This is a genomic window from Alcaligenes sp. SORT26 (assembly GCF_017377875.1).
In the GTDB taxonomy this organism is placed as follows: domain Bacteria; phylum Pseudomonadota; class Gammaproteobacteria; order Burkholderiales; family Burkholderiaceae_B; genus Alcaligenes; species Alcaligenes parafaecalis.
This window is the reverse complement of sequence record NZ_CP070975.1, coordinates 1383895-1401481: the sequence shown is the minus strand read 5'-3', so window position 1 is coordinate 1401481 and position 17587 is coordinate 1383895. Positions and strand designations below refer to the sequence as shown.

At 55.5% G+C, this 17587-nt stretch carries 15 protein-coding genes; 11 read left to right on the top strand and 4 right to left on the bottom strand.

The window, feature by feature from the left end:
- Positions 1–165: 165 nt before the first annotated feature.
- On the bottom strand, positions 166–993 hold the full coding sequence (gene queF, locus JYG33_RS06490; protein WP_207875180.1) for an NADPH-dependent 7-cyano-7-deazaguanine reductase QueF: 828 nt from the start codon (positions 991–993) through the stop codon (positions 166–168).
- Positions 994–1301: 308 nt separating this feature from the next.
- Between queF and aceA the strand changes: the two genes are divergently transcribed.
- The 10 genes from aceA (at position 1302) to JYG33_RS06440 (ending at position 9865) form a co-directional block, all read left to right on the top strand.
- Positions 1302–2609: an isocitrate lyase gene (gene aceA / locus JYG33_RS06485; protein WP_207875179.1), complete on the top strand. Its 1308-nt coding sequence runs from the start codon at positions 1302–1304 to the stop codon at positions 2607–2609.
- 591 nt (positions 2610–3200) lie between these two features.
- Positions 3201–4169, top strand: coding sequence for a hypothetical protein (locus JYG33_RS06480; RefSeq protein WP_207875758.1), 969 nt, complete (start codon positions 3201–3203; stop codon positions 4167–4169).
- A 1-nt stretch (position 4170) separates the two neighbouring features.
- Positions 4171–4356 (top strand): cbb3-type cytochrome oxidase assembly protein CcoS, encoded by a 186-nt coding sequence (ccoS, locus tag JYG33_RS06475; RefSeq protein ID WP_207875178.1) that lies wholly within the window; start codon positions 4171–4173, stop codon positions 4354–4356.
- A 182-nt stretch (positions 4357–4538) separates the two neighbouring features.
- Positions 4539–6026 carry a cytochrome-c oxidase, cbb3-type subunit I gene (ccoN, locus tag JYG33_RS06470; RefSeq protein WP_207875177.1) on the top strand — a complete coding sequence of 496 codons (1488 nt, stop codon included), beginning with the start codon at positions 4539–4541 and terminating at the stop codon, positions 6024–6026.
- 10 nt (positions 6027–6036) lie between these two features.
- A complete protein-coding gene (ccoO, locus tag JYG33_RS06465) occupies positions 6037–6696 on the top strand; it encodes a cytochrome-c oxidase, cbb3-type subunit II (protein ID WP_207875176.1) in 660 nt (219 codons plus the stop codon).
- Complete coding sequence (locus JYG33_RS06460; RefSeq protein WP_207875175.1) at positions 6697–6870, top strand: cbb3-type cytochrome c oxidase subunit 3; 174 nt, start codon at positions 6697–6699, stop codon at positions 6868–6870.
- A complete protein-coding gene (gene ccoP, locus JYG33_RS06455; RefSeq protein WP_207875174.1) occupies positions 6867–7784 on the top strand; it encodes a cytochrome-c oxidase, cbb3-type subunit III in 918 nt (305 codons plus the stop codon). Before JYG33_RS06460 ends, ccoP begins: the two co-directional genes overlap by 4 nt.
- A 37-nt stretch (positions 7785–7821) precedes the next feature.
- A complete protein-coding gene (gene ccoG, locus JYG33_RS06450; protein ID WP_207875173.1) occupies positions 7822–9321 on the top strand; it encodes a cytochrome c oxidase accessory protein CcoG in 1500 nt (499 codons plus the stop codon).
- Between the two features lie 19 nt (positions 9322–9340).
- Positions 9341–9544 carry a FixH family protein gene (locus JYG33_RS06445; protein ID WP_207875172.1) on the top strand — a complete coding sequence of 68 codons (204 nt, stop codon included), beginning with the start codon at positions 9341–9343 and terminating at the stop codon, positions 9542–9544.
- Between the two features lie 66 nt (positions 9545–9610).
- The gene (locus JYG33_RS06440) at positions 9611–9865 is read left to right on the top strand and encodes a hypothetical protein (RefSeq protein ID WP_207875171.1); all 255 of its coding nucleotides are present in this window, start codon (positions 9611–9613) and stop codon (positions 9863–9865) included.
- Between the two features lie 146 nt (positions 9866–10011).
- On the opposite strand, the gene JYG33_RS06435 is transcribed toward JYG33_RS06440, so the two are convergent.
- Entirely contained in the window at positions 10012–10740 is a 729-nt protein-coding gene (locus JYG33_RS06435) for a helix-turn-helix domain-containing protein (protein ID WP_094197086.1), read from the bottom strand.
- A gap of 324 nt (positions 10741–11064) precedes the next feature.
- On the opposite strand from JYG33_RS06435, the gene clpB reads away from it, so the two are divergent.
- Positions 11065–13656 (top strand): ATP-dependent chaperone ClpB, encoded by a 2592-nt coding sequence (clpB, locus tag JYG33_RS06430; protein WP_207875170.1) that lies wholly within the window; start codon positions 11065–11067, stop codon positions 13654–13656.
- Between the two features lie 317 nt (positions 13657–13973).
- On the opposite strand, the gene JYG33_RS06425 is transcribed toward clpB, so the two are convergent.
- Positions 13974–14666 carry an epoxyqueuosine reductase QueH gene (locus JYG33_RS06425; protein ID WP_207875169.1) on the bottom strand — a complete coding sequence of 231 codons (693 nt, stop codon included), beginning with the start codon at positions 14664–14666 and terminating at the stop codon, positions 13974–13976.
- A 102-nt stretch (positions 14667–14768) separates the two neighbouring features.
- Positions 14769–17525, bottom strand: coding sequence for a bifunctional [glutamate--ammonia ligase]-adenylyl-L-tyrosine phosphorylase/[glutamate--ammonia-ligase] adenylyltransferase (glnE, locus tag JYG33_RS06420; RefSeq protein ID WP_207875168.1), 2757 nt, complete (start codon positions 17523–17525; stop codon positions 14769–14771).
- Between the last annotated feature and the right edge of the window lie 62 nt (positions 17526–17587).

Sequence of the window (17587 nt, the reverse complement as noted above, 5' to 3'; positions counted from 1 at the left end):
GCTGAGTGAGAGGACTAGCCGCCTCAAGCTGCTCTAAAAGAAAACCCCAAAAACGTATTGTGTTTTTGGGGTTTTTTCTTGCCCTGTTCCAAGACAGAGCTTGATGCTGAGGTCGCAGAAAAGCGTCTGGCTTCTCTGCTTTTTCTGAACCCAACTAGATAGAGATCATTGACGAGCCAGTCGTGGCTCGTCAACGCTATCAGCATGGCTGCTACGCCAGGGGTTGATGTCCAGACCACCGCGGCGGGTATAACGGGCGTACACCAGCAAACGCTCGGGCTGACAGCTTTGCTGAATATCGCTAAACAGGCGCTCCACACAATGTTCGTGGAACTCGGTATGGCGGCGCAGGGAGACGATGTAACGCAGCAAGGACGCTGGGTCGATCTGTGGGCCGGTGTAACGCACTTGCACGCTACCCCAATCTGGCTGGCCAGTTACCGGGCAATTGGACTTGAGCAGGTCAGAGACCAGGGACTCGGTCACGATGGGAGCGTTTGGCAGGCATGTCAGCAGGCCGCTTTGAGGCGTGTAGTCCTGAATGCTGATATCCAGTTCGTCAATGCAGTGGCCTTCCAATTGGGCAATGGGCTGGCCATTTAAGGCGCCAAGAGGGAGCAGCGTCACATGAACGGCTGCGCCTGCCACGGCGCTTAAGTCCTGCTCCATGCGCTGAACAAGGCTGTTCCAGTCTTCCACGACTTCATCGTTGAACGAATTCAGATAGAGCTTGAAGGATTTGGACTCGATGATGCGTGGGCTATTCCAGGGAATTACGAACCGGGCCAGGGCAACCACAGGTTTGCCTTTGGGATTGAGCCAGGAGATCTCGTAACCGTTCCAGATATCGGCGCCATGCCATTGCTCGGGAACGTGAAGCGCCTGGCGGTTCAGGGAGCGCTCAATGCCAAACAGGACACTAGGGTCGTACTGTGTGGGATAAACCACATCGTGCCCAAGAGGCGAGTCTTTAAGAGGAGAGGTGTTGCTCATTGGCGGGTGCTGCAGAAATAAAACAGGAAACCGGTGCAGCGAGCAGGCGCCCACCGGGCGGTATAAAGGCGATTATCCCACATTGTGAAATCCTTGTCTCAGTATGCAAAAAACGGCTGTCGCGCCGCACAGTTTTTCATTTCACAAACAGGTAAGTCGTTTCATATCTCGAAATTAATTATTTATCTATATGATTTTAAACAAAAAAATAATTACTCTTATATAAGATAGAAAACATGGTTGCGGTGCAGCATTTGGGTAGACTGTAGTCATCTTGTTCACTGTTAAATCCATCTTAGGAGTCCATCATGAATGCTCGAGAAACTGAGATCCGCAATTTGCAAAAACGCTGGGCAGAAGATCCACGCTGGCAAGGTATCAAGCGTGGTTACACCGCTGAGGAAGTGATTCGTTTGCGTGGTTCTCTGGTCGAGGAGCACACTCTGGCTCGCCGTGGCGCTGAGCGTCTGTGGCAATCCATCAATCAGGAGCCCTTTGTGAATGCACTGGGCGCCCTGACGGGTAATCAGGCCATGCAACAGGTCAAGGCTGGTTTGAAAGCAATTTACTTGTCGGGTTGGCAAGTGGCTGGCGACGCCAACAGCGCTGGCGAAATGTACCCTGACCAATCGCTGTACCCCGTTAACTCGGTGCCATCCGTGGTGCGTCGCATCAACAACTCCCTGGCCCGCTGTGATCAGATCCAGTGGATGGAAGGGGTGAACCCAGGCGACGAAGGCTACGTGGATTACTTCGCTCCTATCGTGGCCGACGCAGAAGCCGGTTTCGGTGGCGTGCTGAACGCATTTGAACTGATGAAAGCCATGATTGTGGCTGGCGCTGCAGGCGTTCACTTTGAAGACCAACTGGCATCGGCCAAAAAGTGTGGTCACTTGGGTGGCAAGGTGCTGGTGCCTACACGTGAAGCTGTCTCGAAGCTGGTGGCTGCGCGTCTGGCGGCTGACGTTCTGGATGTGCCAACGATTCTGGTTGCCCGTACCGACGCAGATGCTGCAGATCTGATCACCAGCGATGTCGACGAATACGACCGTCCTTTCATTCTGGACGAGCGTACGGTTGAGGGTTTCTACCGTACCCGCGCCGGTCTGGATCAAGCCATTGCTCGTGGTCTGGCCTACGCTCCTTACGCTGATCTGGTCTGGTGCGAAACTTCCACGCCGGATCTGGAATACGCCCGTCGTTTTGCCGAAGCCATTCATCGCCAGTTCCCAGGCAAGATGTTGTCCTACAACTGCTCGCCTTCGTTCAACTGGAAGAAGAACCTGGACGACGCCACCATTGCCAAGTTCCAGCGCGAGCTCGGTGCCATGGGCTACAAGTTCCAGTTCATCACCCTGGCGGGTTTCCACGCACTGAACTACGGCATGTTCGAGCTGGCTCACGGCTACGCTCGCAACCAGATGAGCGCCTTTGTTCAGTTGCAGGAAAAAGAGTTCGCCGCTGCACCACTGGGCTTTACCGCTGTGAAGCACCAGCGCGAAGTGGGTACAGGCTACTTTGATGCTGTCACACAGACAGTTGAAGCCGGTAAGTCCTCGACAACCGCATTGGCTGGTTCGACAGAAGCCGAGCAGTTTGCACCGTCCGAGGCATAAGCAGGACAGGGAAGGGTAGATAGCCCCTTTCCTGGTTGCAGGCAGCCCACCGTACGCTCCAGTCGGTGGGCTGCTTTTTTGTTTGAATCTCTAATTCTTTTGCTTAAAAGCTACATATTTAAAATATCAAAATTGAAGGCTTGATATTTGTAAAACCGGGTTTGAATAGGTCTCAAAAAGGCTGTTTATTGCGCCTGAAAACAAGCTCGGGAAGGCGTCCAAAGCGGGCGGCAAGAGTTCCCCCTTTTTATATTCAAGATTCAACTTTCCATGAATTGATTTGCATTCTCAGGACTGGGTGATTTCGGTAAGAAAACTCTTGATAATCAAGGCATTCTCATAGGGGAAAGGCGTGGTAGACTTTGGCCGCGCAAGGGTGAATTGTTGGGTGTGGAATTCTTGTCCAACCTTGCGGGTAGGGAATAAAAAAAAGGCTGCCAATAAGCAGCCTTGAAAGCATTGAACAGTTAGCGCCGTGTTGGGGGGGTAACGGCCTGAACAAGATGCATAAGGACAACGATATAGGATCGAAGCAAAGTCGTATTGATTTAAATCAAGAATGAAGAAATATCAGTGGCTTATAGTCCTTCCATGCGCGCATATTCGATTTTTTCTCTTCCCAAGCCTCTCACTGATGAGCAGCGGTCGCGTCGGCGGCACACCTTAGCCCGTTTGGGTCTGGCATGGCTGGCGGCCATGCAGGTGATGATGTTTGCTTTCCCCGGTTATATGCGCTCCTTCAGCACCCGGCCTGAAGACATTGAATCCCTCTCGCAAGTCATCGTGCTCATGAACTGGGCAGGCCTGTGCCTGACCATGCCTGTTGTCCTGTACTGTGCCTGGCCTATTCTGAAAGGGGCTGTCAAAAGCCTGTCCGAAGGTCGCGTTGGCATGGATGTGCCGGTGGCCTTGGGTATTGTTGGCGCCTTCCTGCCCAGCGTCTATAACACCTGGACCCAGCAAGGCGAGGTCTACTACGACTCGGTCACGATGTTCGTGGCCTTTTTGCTGACCGCTCGTTATCTGGAGCTTTGTGCGCGCCAGTCGGTTACGCAATCCGCCTCCCATGATCTGATCGAACGCTTTCGTCAGTCCGTGACAGGTCATTCCGATACGCTGGCATTTTGGTTCGTCAGTATTCAGCTGGTGCTGGCTGCCGCCTTTGGTCTGGTCTGGTACTGGATGGACCCTTCGCATGTGGTCCCCGTTGTGGTCGCCATGCTGGTCATGAGCTGTCCCTGTGCCATGTCCATGTCGGTGCCCTCGGCTGTGGCGTCGGCCCATGCCGGTTTACTGGCACGACCCGCCAAGAACGAATTTGAAGTTGTTCAATTGACCCAGCAAACCGGTCGCATCGCCCGTCAGAACTTGTACGGTTCGATTGTCTGGCATTTGCTCATGACACCCTTGGCTGCCTTGGGCATTGTGGCCCCCTGGTTGGCCGCGGTCAGCATGCTGGTGTCCTCTTTGGCCGTTGCGGCCAACTCCTGGCGCATCTATCGCAGCCGCACCCGCGAGGTGCCGGCGCAATGGACCGGTCCAGCAGCAAGGCAGGGCTGATATGTTCGGCTCCTTGCTGGTCCTGATCCCCATCTCCATTTTCCTGGTCGTTGTCATTGGCATCGCATTCTGGTGGGCTATTTTTGCCGGTCAGTTTGAAGATACGGGCAATGCGGCTGATTCCATCTTGCTTGATGATGACTCCACGGCCAGCCTGTCGGGTGTAAAGCGTCCGCCCGATACCTGATACTTACTGATTGGTTTTTTAGCCCTGCAAATGGTCGGCGACACACAGTCTGCGGGGCGGAAACACGCGCGAGTGCGTGCTTTCCAAAGTTTTTTGATAAGCATCAAGTAGCGAATTACCGACTTGCTGGATGATGTAGCTTGTTGTCGCTTGTATTAACAATGTTTGTTTAGGGGAAGCAAATGGGCACTTCCGATGCAGTCGGAAATAACGCCGAAGTCTTCAATTACGGGATTGTGAGGCAGTTCGCCATCATGACCGTATTTTGGGGCGTCATCGGCATGGCAATAGGCCTCTTTATTGCCTTGCAGTTGATTTGGCCAGAACTCAATTTCGACACACCGTGGCTTAGTTTTGGACGTTTGCGTCCACTGCACACTAACGCTGTGATTTTTGCCTTTGGTGGCACCGGCTTGTTCGCGACATCCTACTATGTGGTGCAGCGTACCTGTCAGGCCCGTTTGTTCAGCGACAAGCTGGCAGCCTTCACCTTCTGGGGTTGGCAAGCCGTGCTGGTAGCCGCTGTCATCACGCTGCCTATGGGCTACACCAGCTCCAAAGAGTACGCCGAACTGGAATGGCCCATCGACATCCTGATCACATTGGTCTGGGTGGCATACGCCATTGTGTTCTTTGGCACGATCGTCAAGCGCCGTGTGCGTCACATTTATGTGGCCAACTGGTTCTTTGGCTCGTACATCGTCACCATCGCCGTACTGCACATTTTCAATAACCTGGAACTGCCCGTCAGCTTCATGAAGTCTTACTCGGCTTACGCGGGTGTTCAGGACGCCATGGTGCAGTGGTGGTACGGCCATAACGCCGTGGGCTTTTTCCTGACGACCTCGTTCCTGGGCATGATGTACTACTTCATCCCCAAACAGGCCAACCGTCCTATCTACTCGTACCGTCTGTCCATCGTTCACTTCTGGGCGCTGGGCTTTACGTACATGTGGGCCGGTCCTCACCACTTGCTGTACACCTCCTTGCCAGACTGGACCCAGTCCCTGGGCATGACCTTCTCCCTGATTCTGCTGGCTCCTTCCTGGGGTGGCATGATCAACGGGATCATGACGATGTCGGGTGCCTGGCACAAGCTGCGTACTGACGCGATCCTGAAGTTCATGGTGGTGGCGCTGTCCTTCTACGGTATGTCTACCTTTGAAGGCTCCATGATGGCCATCCGTACAGTGAATGCACTGTCGCACTACACCGACTGGACCATTGGTCACGTGCACTCCGGTGCGCTGGGCTGGGTTGCCATGATTACCTTCGGTTCTCTGTACTACCTGATCCCACGTCTGTACGGCCGTACGGAAATGGCCCGTCCACGTTTGATCGACCTGCACTTCTGGCTGGCTACCCTGGGCGTGGTGCTATATATCGCCGCGATGTGGATTGCCGGTGTGATGCAAGGTCTGATGTGGCGTGCTACCGGTATTGATGGCACCTTGACCTACAGCTTCGTGGAAGTCGTGAAGGCTACGTACCCCTTCTACGCAATCCGTGCTTTGGGCGGCGCCTTCTTTGTGGCCGGTATCTTGCTGATGTCCTGGAACGTGTTCCTGACCATTCGTGCAGGTGAGAAAGGTATCAACCCTGTTGTGCCTCTCAAGAATCCGGACGCCCGCGATCCAGCGCTGGTGGGTCAAACCACTTTGCTGGCCTAAGGAGTAAATCATGGCTAATGACACTAATAAGCGCTTTTCGCACGCCACGATCGAGAAAAACACCGGGCTGCTGATCATCCTGAGTATCTTGGTGATTTCCTTCGCAGGCCTGGTGCAGATCGTACCTTTGTTCTTTCAACACTCGACCACCCAGCCTACCGAAGGCATTCAGCCTTACGAGCCGTTAAGACTGATGGGTCGCGATATCTACATCCGTGAAGGGTGTGTGGGCTGTCACTCGCAGCAAATTCGTATGCTGCAGTCCGAAGTGCAGCGCTACGGTCCTTACTCGCTGGCGGGTGAGTCCGTGTACGACTACCCCTTCCTGTGGGGCTCCAAGCGTACCGGCCCTGATCTGGCTCGTGTGGGTCAGCGCTACAGCGACGAATGGCACCGCATTCACTTGCGCAACCCACGTAACGTGGTCAAAGAGTCCAATATGCCTGCCTACCCTTGGCTGCAGAAAAACTCGGTGGAAGGCGAAAACATTCAGGATCGCATGAACGTCTTGCGTACTTTGGGTGTGCCTTACACGCAGGAACAAATTGATGCTGCTCCTCAGGAGCTGGTAGGCAAGACCGAAGAAGACGCGGTGGTTGCTTATCTGCAAGGCCTGGGTGTAGCCAGTCGCGACGCAGCCGCCAAGGCTGTGGAGCAGGGGAGCCACTAAATGTTAGCCATCATCAACGGTGTTGTGACCGCTTTGGCGATGGCTACCTTCCTTGGCATTTGCTGGTGGGCGTTCTCTCGGGGACGCCGCCAGGCCAACGAAGAAGCAGCGCTTCTGCCTTTCGCCTTGCCCGACGAGGGAAGTAACGATAAAAACCCTGGGGGTTCCGAATGAGTGACTTTTTTAATAATGGCTGGAGCCTCTGGATCTCCGGTATCGCCTTGCTGGGCATCGTGTTTTGCTTGTGGCTGCTCTTTACCCAGCGCGCATTTCTGGGTAAGACCGTCGACGTAGAAGAAACCGGCCACGTTTGGGACGGTGACCTGACCGAACTGAATACACCCGTACCACGCTGGTGGACCGTGATGTACATCGGTTTGTGTGTGTTTGCCTTGGGCTATCTGGTGTTGTACCCCGGCTTGGGCAACTTCAAGGGCACGTTGGGCTTTAGCTCCGGTCAACAGGTCAAGCAGCAACAGGCCGAGATCAATGCTCGCCTGGAGCCTGTGTACGCCCGTTACCGCGAAATGCCTATCGAAGAGATTGCTCGCGATCAGGAAGCCCGTGAAATCGGTCAGCGCCTGTTCCTGAACAACTGCGCCCAGTGTCACGGTTCGGATGCACAAGGTGCGCCCAGCTTCCCTAACCTGGCCAATAAAGCCTGGTTGTGGGGCGGTGAGCCTGAGCAGATTCTGCACACCATTACCGAAGGCCGTACTGGGATGATGCCGCCACAAGCGCAATTCACCCCAGCTCAAGCCTCCGATGTGGCGCAGTACGTGCGCTCCCTGTCGGGCCTGGCTGCAGATCCTTTGCGCCTGGTGGCTGGTAAACGTGTTTATGACAGCGCATGTTTTGCCTGTCACGGTGCTGATGCCAAGGGCAATACCTTGTTGGGTGCGCCTGACCTGACCGACGACTACTGGCTGTATGGCAGTTCTGAAGCCACTATCGTTCAGACCGTCTTGCAGGGTCGCACTAACCAGATGCCGGCACAAAAAGCCACCATGACTCCTGAGCAGATTCGTTTGCTGGCAGGTTGGGTCTGGGGCTTGTCCAACAATGCCGAGCCTGCCCAGGCTAACTAGTGTGTTTTAAATTGATCTGACGCCTTCAGGACTTGCAATGAGTAGTGATTCTCCCCAACCCAGCGCTGATAACGCGCAGGGAACCGTGCCCAAGTGGCAACCTCCACGCAACACCAAGGGAGCGGGTGGAACCTCTCCGCAAGTCGAGAAGGCGCTGGTCGATGTACGCAGCAAAATCTATCCACGATCCGTCAAGGGCGTCTTTGCCCGCTGGCGGATCTGGATGGTGTATTTCACGCAGATCATTTTCTATGGTCTGCCCTGGTTGGAATGGCATGGCCGTCAGGCCGTGCTGTTCGACCTGCTGGAACGCAAGTTCTACATCTTTGGCATGATTCTGTGGCCCCAGGACGTTATTTACCTGACGGTGCTGCTGCTGATATCAGCCTTTTCCCTATTCCTCTTTACCGCCATGGCGGGCCGCTTATTCTGTGGCTATGCCTGTCCGCAGACGGTCTACACCGAGATCTTCATGTGGGTGGAGCGCAAGGTGGAAGGGGACCGTCTGGCGCGTATCCGCTTGGATGAACAAGCCTGGAACGCCCGAAAATTACGTCTCAAAGCCACCAAGCACTTCCTGTGGATCGTGCTGGCTTTGTGGACCGGCTTTACCTTTATTGGCTACTTCGCACCTATCCGTGAACTGGGTGGCGAGCTGATCGCCTTGTCCCTGGGCCCCTGGCAGTGGTTCTGGCTCTTGTTCTACGCCTTTGCCACCTGGGGTAACGCAGGTTTCATGCGCGAAGCGGTCTGTAAGTACATGTGCCCCTACGCTCGTTTCCAAAGTGCCATGGTGGACAGCGATACCTTTGTGGTGACCTACGACTTCGTGCGTGGTGAAACCCGGGGTGGTCGATCTCGCAAGATCGATCACAAGGAAGCGGGTATGGGCGACTGTGTCGACTGCAGCCTGTGTGTGCAGGTCTGTCCGACCGGTATTGATATTCGTGATGGCCTGCAATACATGTGTATTGGTTGCGGTGCCTGTGTGGACGTCTGTGATCAGGTCATGGACAAAATGGGCTACGAGAAAGGCTTGATCCGCTATACCTCGGAGCGCGCCATCAAAGAGCGCATGACGCAGCCTGAAGTGCGACGTCGGATGTTGCGCCCACGTGTTCTGTCCTACATTCTGATTCTGGCCGTGATCTGTGGTGCCTTTGTGTACACATTGGCTACTCGTACGCCGATGCGTGTGGACGTTATCCGGGATCGTGGTGCTCTGGGACGTGAAGTGCCCGGTGGCCTGATTGAAAACGTGTTCCGCTTGCAGGTGATCAATACCTCGGAAGAGGCGATGGAGCTGCAGTTGTCGGTGACGGGTCTGGAAGGTGCGAGTATTCACCTGACCGAGAATGGTCAGGATCATATTCATGTGGCGCCTGCAGGCAACCGACTCTTGCCGGTCGTGGTGCAAGTCCCAATTAGTAGTGCCAAGCCGGGCCTGTATGATATTTCCATTCAGGCCGTGGGCGAGCATGAAGGGGGCCGCAAGACCTACGTGAACGAACGCAGTAGTTTTTATATTCCTCAGTAACTTTATAAAGAGCAAAAACATGGACGAATCAAAGGACAGTGGACCCTGGTGGCGTGAGCCGTGGCCCTGGTTGCTGATGGCCGGCCCCGCTCTGGCTATCGTGGGCTGCGTCATCACTATTGTGCTGGCCTTCCAGAACTTCAGTAATCAAGGAGTTACGGATGGTGGCGTCAAGCAAGGTCTGGTTGTCACCAAAGTAGAGCCTGCCCGCGAGCAGCGCTAAAAGCAGTCGATTCACCGTTACGCTAGGGTTGAGAGAAGTATGTTTCCGTTCAAGAAGGGGGTACGAATGACCATCCGATCGTTGATGTGGATACTGTGGCCTTCATTCCTGGTCGCTGGGGTGCTAAGCGCAATTGTGTTTGCTTTGGTGGACCCGCTGGACATTGTTGTACTTGGACATATGCAAGTAGATCGACTGACTTTTTATACGGTAGCGTTTTTCCTGTTTTGGGTGGCCGTCTCGGTGGCTTGTACGCTTAGTCTGTATATGTCCTCAGGGTCGCCTGCTGTACTGACTGAACCGGCGGATAGTCTGGATTGATTCAGATCGTCGGGAAGAGATAAAAAAAGCACATGCAAATTGCATGTGCTTTTTTTTATCTTGTAGTAGTGAGTGCTCAGGAGGGCACCAGCAGGCCGCAAGGGCGTTCAGCGATGTACTTGAGCCCTAGACAGCAGCAGGGCCGTTTAGTCGCACTCTGTGCCTGCCAGGGAGCGCAGGGCAGCCAGGTCCAGCAAGTGGACTTCGCGTTGCGAGATTTTCAGCAGACCTTCACGCGCAAAGCGCGAGAACAGGCGGCTGACCGTTTCCAGCGTCAGGCCCAGGAAGTTGCCGATTTCTTCGCGGCTCATGCGCAGAATGAATTCGTAAGGGGAATAGCCAAGCAGCGACAGGCGCTGGGACAGATTCAGCAAGAAGGCGGCCAGGCGCTGTTCAGAGCGCAGTCCGGCCAAGGTCATCATCAATTGATGGGCGCGGTTGATTTCCTTGCTCATCAGGCGACGGAACTGTTGTTGCAAGATAGGCAGTTGGGCCGACAGGCGGTCCAGATCGTCCAGACGGATCACACAGACTTCGCTGTCTTCCAGCGCGATGGCGTGGGAGACGTGGCGGTTTTCAACCAGGCTGTCCATACCCAGGATTTCACCCGGTAATAAAAAGCCCGTAATCTGGATGTGGCCGGTGGAATCTTCCAACTGCATCTTGATCGAACCAGAGCGCAGACCATAGATTCCTTCGACTGAATCGGCCAGTCGAAACAGCACGCCGCCCTTGGGGATGCGGATGCGCTCCTTGACTAATTCGTCCAACCGCTCCATTTCATGCTTAGGCATCCCAAGAGGTAGACACACCTCATTGAGCATACAGCTAGAGCAGCGTATGGAGTCAGCGGTAACCGAGATACGTTTTTGCATAAGGAATAATGTCAGATGGCGAAACGCTAAATCTTTGAGTCAAATCAAGTGTAATTGTAGCTTTTTATTGGTTGGTATTCCCGATAATCCTTAATATGTTTAGTTCTTAAGGCCTGCGCCATGCGGGAAGTGGCTCCCCATGCCGGGTACAGCGCACTGTAGCTACTCCTGCCATGTTGTTGTTTAAAAGCGATCTAAACACTTGAATACTTGGTTTTTGTCCTTATCTTCAATTCATCCTGTTATTTGTTGCGAGATCTGGGCGAGCAGTATTTAGTAACTGTTTGCTTTAGCTTATCGCATATTTTCTGAAGTGAAAATTCTATGCGAATCGATAAATTGACAACGAAGTTTCAACAGGCTTTAGCGGATGCGCAAAGCCTGGCTGTTCGCGAAGACAACCCCTATCTGGAACCCGCTCACGTACTGGTCGCCTTGCTGGCTGATGCTGATTCTGGCACCGGCAGCTTGCTTGCTCGTGCGGGCGTTGCCATTCCTCGTCTGGAAAGTGAGCTTAACCGCCTGATCTCCAATCTGCCCAAGGTGCAAGGGGCGGAAGGTCAGCAGCAGCTAAGCTCGGCCCTGCAAGCGGCGTTGGCCAAGACCGACAAGGAAGCGGCCCAGCGCGGTGATACCTATATTGCCAGCGAGCTGTTCTTGCTGGCCCTGGCTGATGACAAAGGCGAAACCGGGCGTGCCTTGCGCGATGCCGGTTTGCAGCGCCGTGCCTTGGAGGCTGCGATTGAAGCCGTACGTGGTGGTGCCAACGTGAGCGACGCCGAAGGCGATAGCAACCGTGAAGCCCTGGATAAATACACCACAGACCTGACCGAGCGTGCCCGTCTGGGCAAGCTGGACCCGGTCATTGGCCGTGACGACGAAATTCGTCGCACTATCCAGATTCTGCAGCGTCGTACCAAGAACAACCCTGTGCTGATTGGTGAGCCAGGGGTGGGTAAGACCGCCATTGTGGAGGGTTTGGCGCAGCGGATCGTGAACAACGAAGTGCCTGAAACCCTGAAGGGCAAGCGCGTTCTGGTGCTGGATCTGGCCGCTTTGCTGGCCGGTGCCAAGTATCGTGGCGAATTTGAAGAGCGCCTGAAAGCCGTACTGAAAGAGCTGTCCAAGGACGATGGCAAAACCATTGTCTTCATTGACGAGCTGCACACCATGGTGGGCGCTGGCAAGGCCGAGGGTGCGATGGATGCGGGCAATATGCTCAAGCCTGCCTTGTCGCGCGGCGAGTTGCACTGTATCGGTGCTACCACCCTGAACGAGTACCGCCAGTACATCGAGAAGGACGCCGCTCTGGAGCGTCGTTTCCAGAAGGTGCTGGTGAACGAGCCCGATATGGAGTCCACGATTGCGATTCTGCGCGGTTTGCAGGAGCGCTACGAGCTGCACCACGGTGTTGCGATTACCGACCCCGCCATTGTGGCCGCGGCCGAGCTGTCACAGCGTTACATTACGGACCGCTTCCTGCCCGATAAGGCTATTGACCTGATCGACGAGGCCGCAGCCCGTATCCGTATGGAGATCGACTCCAAGCCCGAGGTCATGGACAAGCTGGATCGCCGTATCATTCAGTTGAAGATCGAGCGTGAAGCCGTCATCAAGGACACGGACGAGGCTTCTCAGCGCCGTTTGCAGGCCATCAATGATGAGATGGAAAAGCTGCAGCGCGAGTATAACGACTACGAAGAAATCTGGAAAGCCGAAAAAGCGGCCGTTCAGGGTTCGCAAGTCGTTAAAGAGGAAATCGAGAAAGTTCGTGCCGAAATGGCCGAGCTGCAGCGCAAGGGCCAGTTCGACAAGTTGGCCGAGCTGCAATACGGCAAGTTGCCCGAGCTGGAAGAACGCCTGAAAGCAGCCGAAGCCAATATGGACAAGGCTGATCAGGAAAAGCCACGCTTGCTGCGTACTCAGGTGGGTGCCGAGGAAATTGCGGAAGTTGTGTCCCGCGCTACCGGTATTCCCGTATCCAAGATGATGCAGGGCGAGCGTGAAAAGCTCTTGCAGATGGAAGACTACCTGCACAAACGTGTGGTCGGCCAAAGCGAGGCAGTACGTCTGGTGTCGGATGCAATCCGTCGCTCGCGTGCGGGCTTGTCTGATCCGTCCCGCCCCTATGGTTCCTTCCTGTTCCTGGGGCCAACCGGTGTGGGTAAGACCGAGCTGACCAAGGCCTTGGCCAACTTCCTCTTTGACTCCGAGGATCACATGATTCGTATCGACATGAGCGAATTCATGGAGAAGCACTCGGTGGCTCGTTTGATCGGGGCGCCTCCCGGCTACGTGGGCTACGAAGAGGGCGGTTACCTGACCGAGGCTGTGCGTCGCAAACCTTATTCGGTGATTTTGCTGGACGAGGTGGAGAAAGCACACCCCGACGTCTTTAACGTGCTCTTGCAAGTGCTGGACGATGGTCGCTTGACCGATGGCCAGGGCCGTACGGTGGACTTCCGCAATACGGTAATCATCATGACCTCCAACCTGGGTTCACAGCATATCCAGCGTTTGTCGGGTGAGCCTTATGATGTGATCAAGGAAGTGGTGTGGGAAGAAGTGAAGCAGCATTTCCGCCCCGAGTTCCTGAACCGTATCGACGAGGTGGTGGTGTTCCACGGTCTGGAAGCAGAACACATTGCGTCTATTGCTCGTATCCAGCTTCAACGTCTGGATCAGCGACTGGCTCAGCGTGACATGCACCTGGAAGTCAGCGAGGCTGCTTTGGAGCAGTTGGCCAAAGCCGGGTTTGACCCTGTGTTCGGTGCACGTCCTTTGAAACGTGCTATCCAGCAGCACATTGAAAACCCAGTGGCACGTTTGATTCTGGAAGGCCGCTTTGGTCCTAAAGATGTGGTGCCTGTGGACTGGAAGGACGGCGAGTTTACGTTCAGCCGCAGCATCCAGTAATAAGCAGACTCTGATTACTGCTGTGCTGGTGAGAGTTGAGCAGTAGAGCTGACCAGCACATGCAGTAAACCGTAGTTGAAACGGCAGTAAAAAAGCGCCTTGGGTACCCAAGGCGCTTTTTCTTCGGCTCTACGGAATGTTTCAAGCCTGGGTTGCTTTACCTCTGATCTGTGCCACCCACTCCGGTTTTAGCAAAGACAAAGCTATCCAGAGTCTTGGTGTGGCTCATCGATGCAATGTTCGTATATGGGACATCGGTCAGGCGGAGGCTGTCTTAGCCAGGTGTACTGAGTCCGTAAAGACCGTGCAGGTCTTGCTTAGGCATTCTCTTGAACCGGAGGCGGTGTCAGGTCCAGTTCATCCTTGCCGTAGAACTTCACGCCGATCTCGACGCGAGGGCGGCCTTGCGAGCGGCGGTGACGGTTGGTGTCGCGCAGCGAGTACACACAGCCGCAGTATTCCTGCTGGTAGAAGTTCTCGCGCTTGCTGATCTCCAGCATGCGTTGCGATCCGCCACCTTTGCGCCAGTTGTAGGTCCAGTACTTCATCTCCGGATAACGCGCTGCAGCGCGTTCGCCGCAGTCGTTGATCTGGTTCATGTCCTTCCAGCGCGAGATACCCAGCACGCTGGAGATGATGTCATAGCCATTTTCATGGGCGTAGAGCGCGGTACGCTCAAAGCGCATGTCAAAGCAGACGGTGCAGCGTTCGCCACGCTCGGGAGCGTGTTCCAGGCCGCGTACGCGCTCGAACCAGTTATCCACGTCGTAATCGGCGTCAATGAACTCGATGCCGTGTTCTTCGGCAAAGCGGATGTTTTCCTGCTTGCGCAGTTCGTACTCGCGGGCAGGGTGGATATTGGGGTTGTAGAAGAAAACGGTGTATTCAATCCCCGAGGCGTGCAAGGCCTCCATCACCTCGCCCGAACAGGGGGCGCAGCAGGAGTGCAGCAGCAATTTCTCGCGCTTCTCCGGCATGGTTAAAACTGGACGATTGAGCTGAGTGGACATGAATCTGAATCCGAGTAAAAAGGCGTCCCGAGTCGGTCGCACAATAAATCAATGCGACTATTGTAGATTCTTGGCAAAGTTTAGTGAAATCAATCTGTTGCCTTAGTACCCCAGGACCTCATCCCACAGCCGGGTTACGGCCTGCCGCTCTTGGGTCAGCTCGGTTTGCGGTACACGGGCTTTTTCTGCCCCTTCCAGACGCAATGCATGCTGACGACGGCGCAAGGCGCGATAGGCGTCTGCCACCTCCTGGGCATGGTCGACTTCGATCAGTCCTGCCTGGGCGGCAATGCCCAGCAGGGCGATATTGCCCAGATTTTCCAGCAGTTTGGGATGCTCTCGGCTATGGCACAGCACCAGATATTGGGTGATGAACTCCACATCCACCATGCCGCCTCGGTCGTGTTTCAAGTCAAACAGTTCGCTGCGATTGGGGTGTCCGGCACTGATCTTGTCACGCATGTCCAGAATATCGGCACGCAGTTTGCGGCGATCCCGCTCCATCAACAGGATGGAGCGGCGGATTTCATCGAAACGCTCTTTGATCTGGGCATCCCCGGTCACAAAACGGGCGCGGGTAATGGCTTGGTGCTCCCAAGACCAGGCGCTGCGGGTTTGATACTGCTCGAAGGCATCGACGCTGACAGCCAGCAAACCCGCATCGCCATCCGGGCGCAAACGCAGGTCAATATCGTAGAGGCGGCCGGAGGAGGTCATGGCGGACAGCCAACTGGTCATGCGGCGAGCCAGTTTGATGTAGCGCTCCACATTGTCCTGGCTGGGATCGTCGTACAGAAACACCAGATCCAGGTCCGAGGCGTAGCCAATTTCCTTGCCGCCCAGCTTGCCGTAGGCAATGACGGCAAAGCGCGGCGGGGTGTCGTGTTCGGGGCCCAGGCTGCGGGGGCGCGTCAGTGGCCAGGTGCGCTCCAGCGTTTCGGCCAGCATCATATCGGCCAGGGCCGAGAGCTGGTCGGCCAGGGCCTCAACCGTTAGCACGCCTTCCAGATCCTGAGCCAGCAATTGGAAGGTGATCTGATGCTGCCAGTCGCGCATCATGTTCATTTGCTGTTCGACATCGGCCTGCCCATCGGGCAGACGGCAGGCGTCCAGATCCCGGCACATTTGTTCGGACAGAGCGGCGAAGTCCGGAATCTCCATCAGCGAATGCCATTCGATCAGGCTGTCCAGCAGGAGCGGGTATTGAGCCAGATACTGCGCGGCCCACGGGCTGGCCGAGACAATACGGGCGACGCGGGCCAGGGTATCGGGGTATTCGGCCAGCAAGGCCAGATAGGCGCTGCGTTGGGCAATCAGCTCGATCAGATTGAAGAGCCGGGTCGCTGTCATTTCCGGGTTTTCGGAGCGGTAGGCGTAATCTTCGGCCAAGGGGATCAAGCGCTGGACGCGATCCAGGCTGGCATTAGGCAGGCTGCGCAGGCGATGGCTGTTCAGCAGGGCCTGACGCAATTGTTCGATGCGTTCCTGCAAAGCCTGATCCTGTTCGGCGCTGTTGATTTCGGGGGTGGGAGCTGTGGCCGCAGGCGGCTCGGCACTAGCTTCTTCGCCCATACCCGCCAGGCGGAAGGCATTGCGGAAGGTGTGCGACACAAACTTTCTGTGCTGGCCTAGTTGTTCGTCGAAATCGGCCAGACTCAGCCCCAAGGTGGAGGCCAGCTCGGTGCGCTGCTCCTCGTCCTGAGGCAGCAAATGGGTTTGCTCGTCCTCGCGGTACTGCAAACGGTGTTCGACGCGTCGCAAGAAGGTATAGGCGGCCAACAGCTTGTCGCAGACCTCCTGATCCAGCAAACCAGCGGCACATTGGCCTTTCAGGGCTTTGTGCAGGCTGGGGGTTTGCAAGGAAGGCTGTCGCCCACCCCGAATCAACTGATTCAGTTGGACCACGAATTCAATTTCCCGAATTCCACCGTCGCCCAGCTTGATGTTGTGCCAGGTCTCCACGCCATTGCGGTTCAGGGCGCGGCGGGTCCAATCCTGGCGGATGCGCTCGCGCAGGCCACGCAGGGCCGACAAGGCATCAAAATCAAAATACTTGCGGTATACAAATGGGGTACGCAGGGCCTCGAAGTGATGCACATCGCCTGCACTGCGGCTGCCTTCAAAAGCCTGGGCCTTGATAGGGCGGGCCTTGATCCAGGCATAGCGCTCCCATTCCCGGCCTTGATTGACCAGGTAGTTTTCCAGCGCCTGCATGCTCCAGGCCAGCGGCCCGGAATCTCCGTCCGGGCGCAGGCGCAAGTCGGTGCGAAACACCTGGCCGAAGGCGTCGGTATCGGACAGCACGGGCATCATGCGCTGGGTAACTTTGCCGTAAAACTCGTGATAGCTCAGGGGGCGGCGACCGTCAGTTTCACCGTCCTCGTCGTAGAGCATGATCAGATCAATATCCGAGGAGACGTTTAATTCGCCCCCACCCAGCTTGCCCATACCCAAAATAATCATCTCCTGGGGTAGGCCGGTTTCCGAATTTTTTGGGATGCCGTGGATTTCCGCCAGTTGCCGGGCCACGGTTTCGTAGGCTTGAGCGACGGCCAGATCAGCCAGGCTACTCATGGCCTGCATGACTTCTTCCAGGGGCGCCAGGCCATTGATATCGCGGATCATCAGCACCAGAAAGACCCGTTCACGCAGTTGGCGCAAGGCCTGGCGCACTTGCGCCAGACGATCATTATCGGGCTCGGGCAGTAAAGTCCGATACCATTGCGTAATGAGGGTGGGGGTGACCGCGTGTTGCGCTTGCTCTTCCAGCCACGTTCCAAATTGTGGCTGAGCGTTTACTTTTCGACGCAAGGGGCCGGACCATTGCATCACGGGCTTCAATATAATGGACGGGCTCATACGATAAGAGGCTTTTCGGAGAAGGGGGAACGGCAAGTGCCATTACTTGTCTGACAATGCCG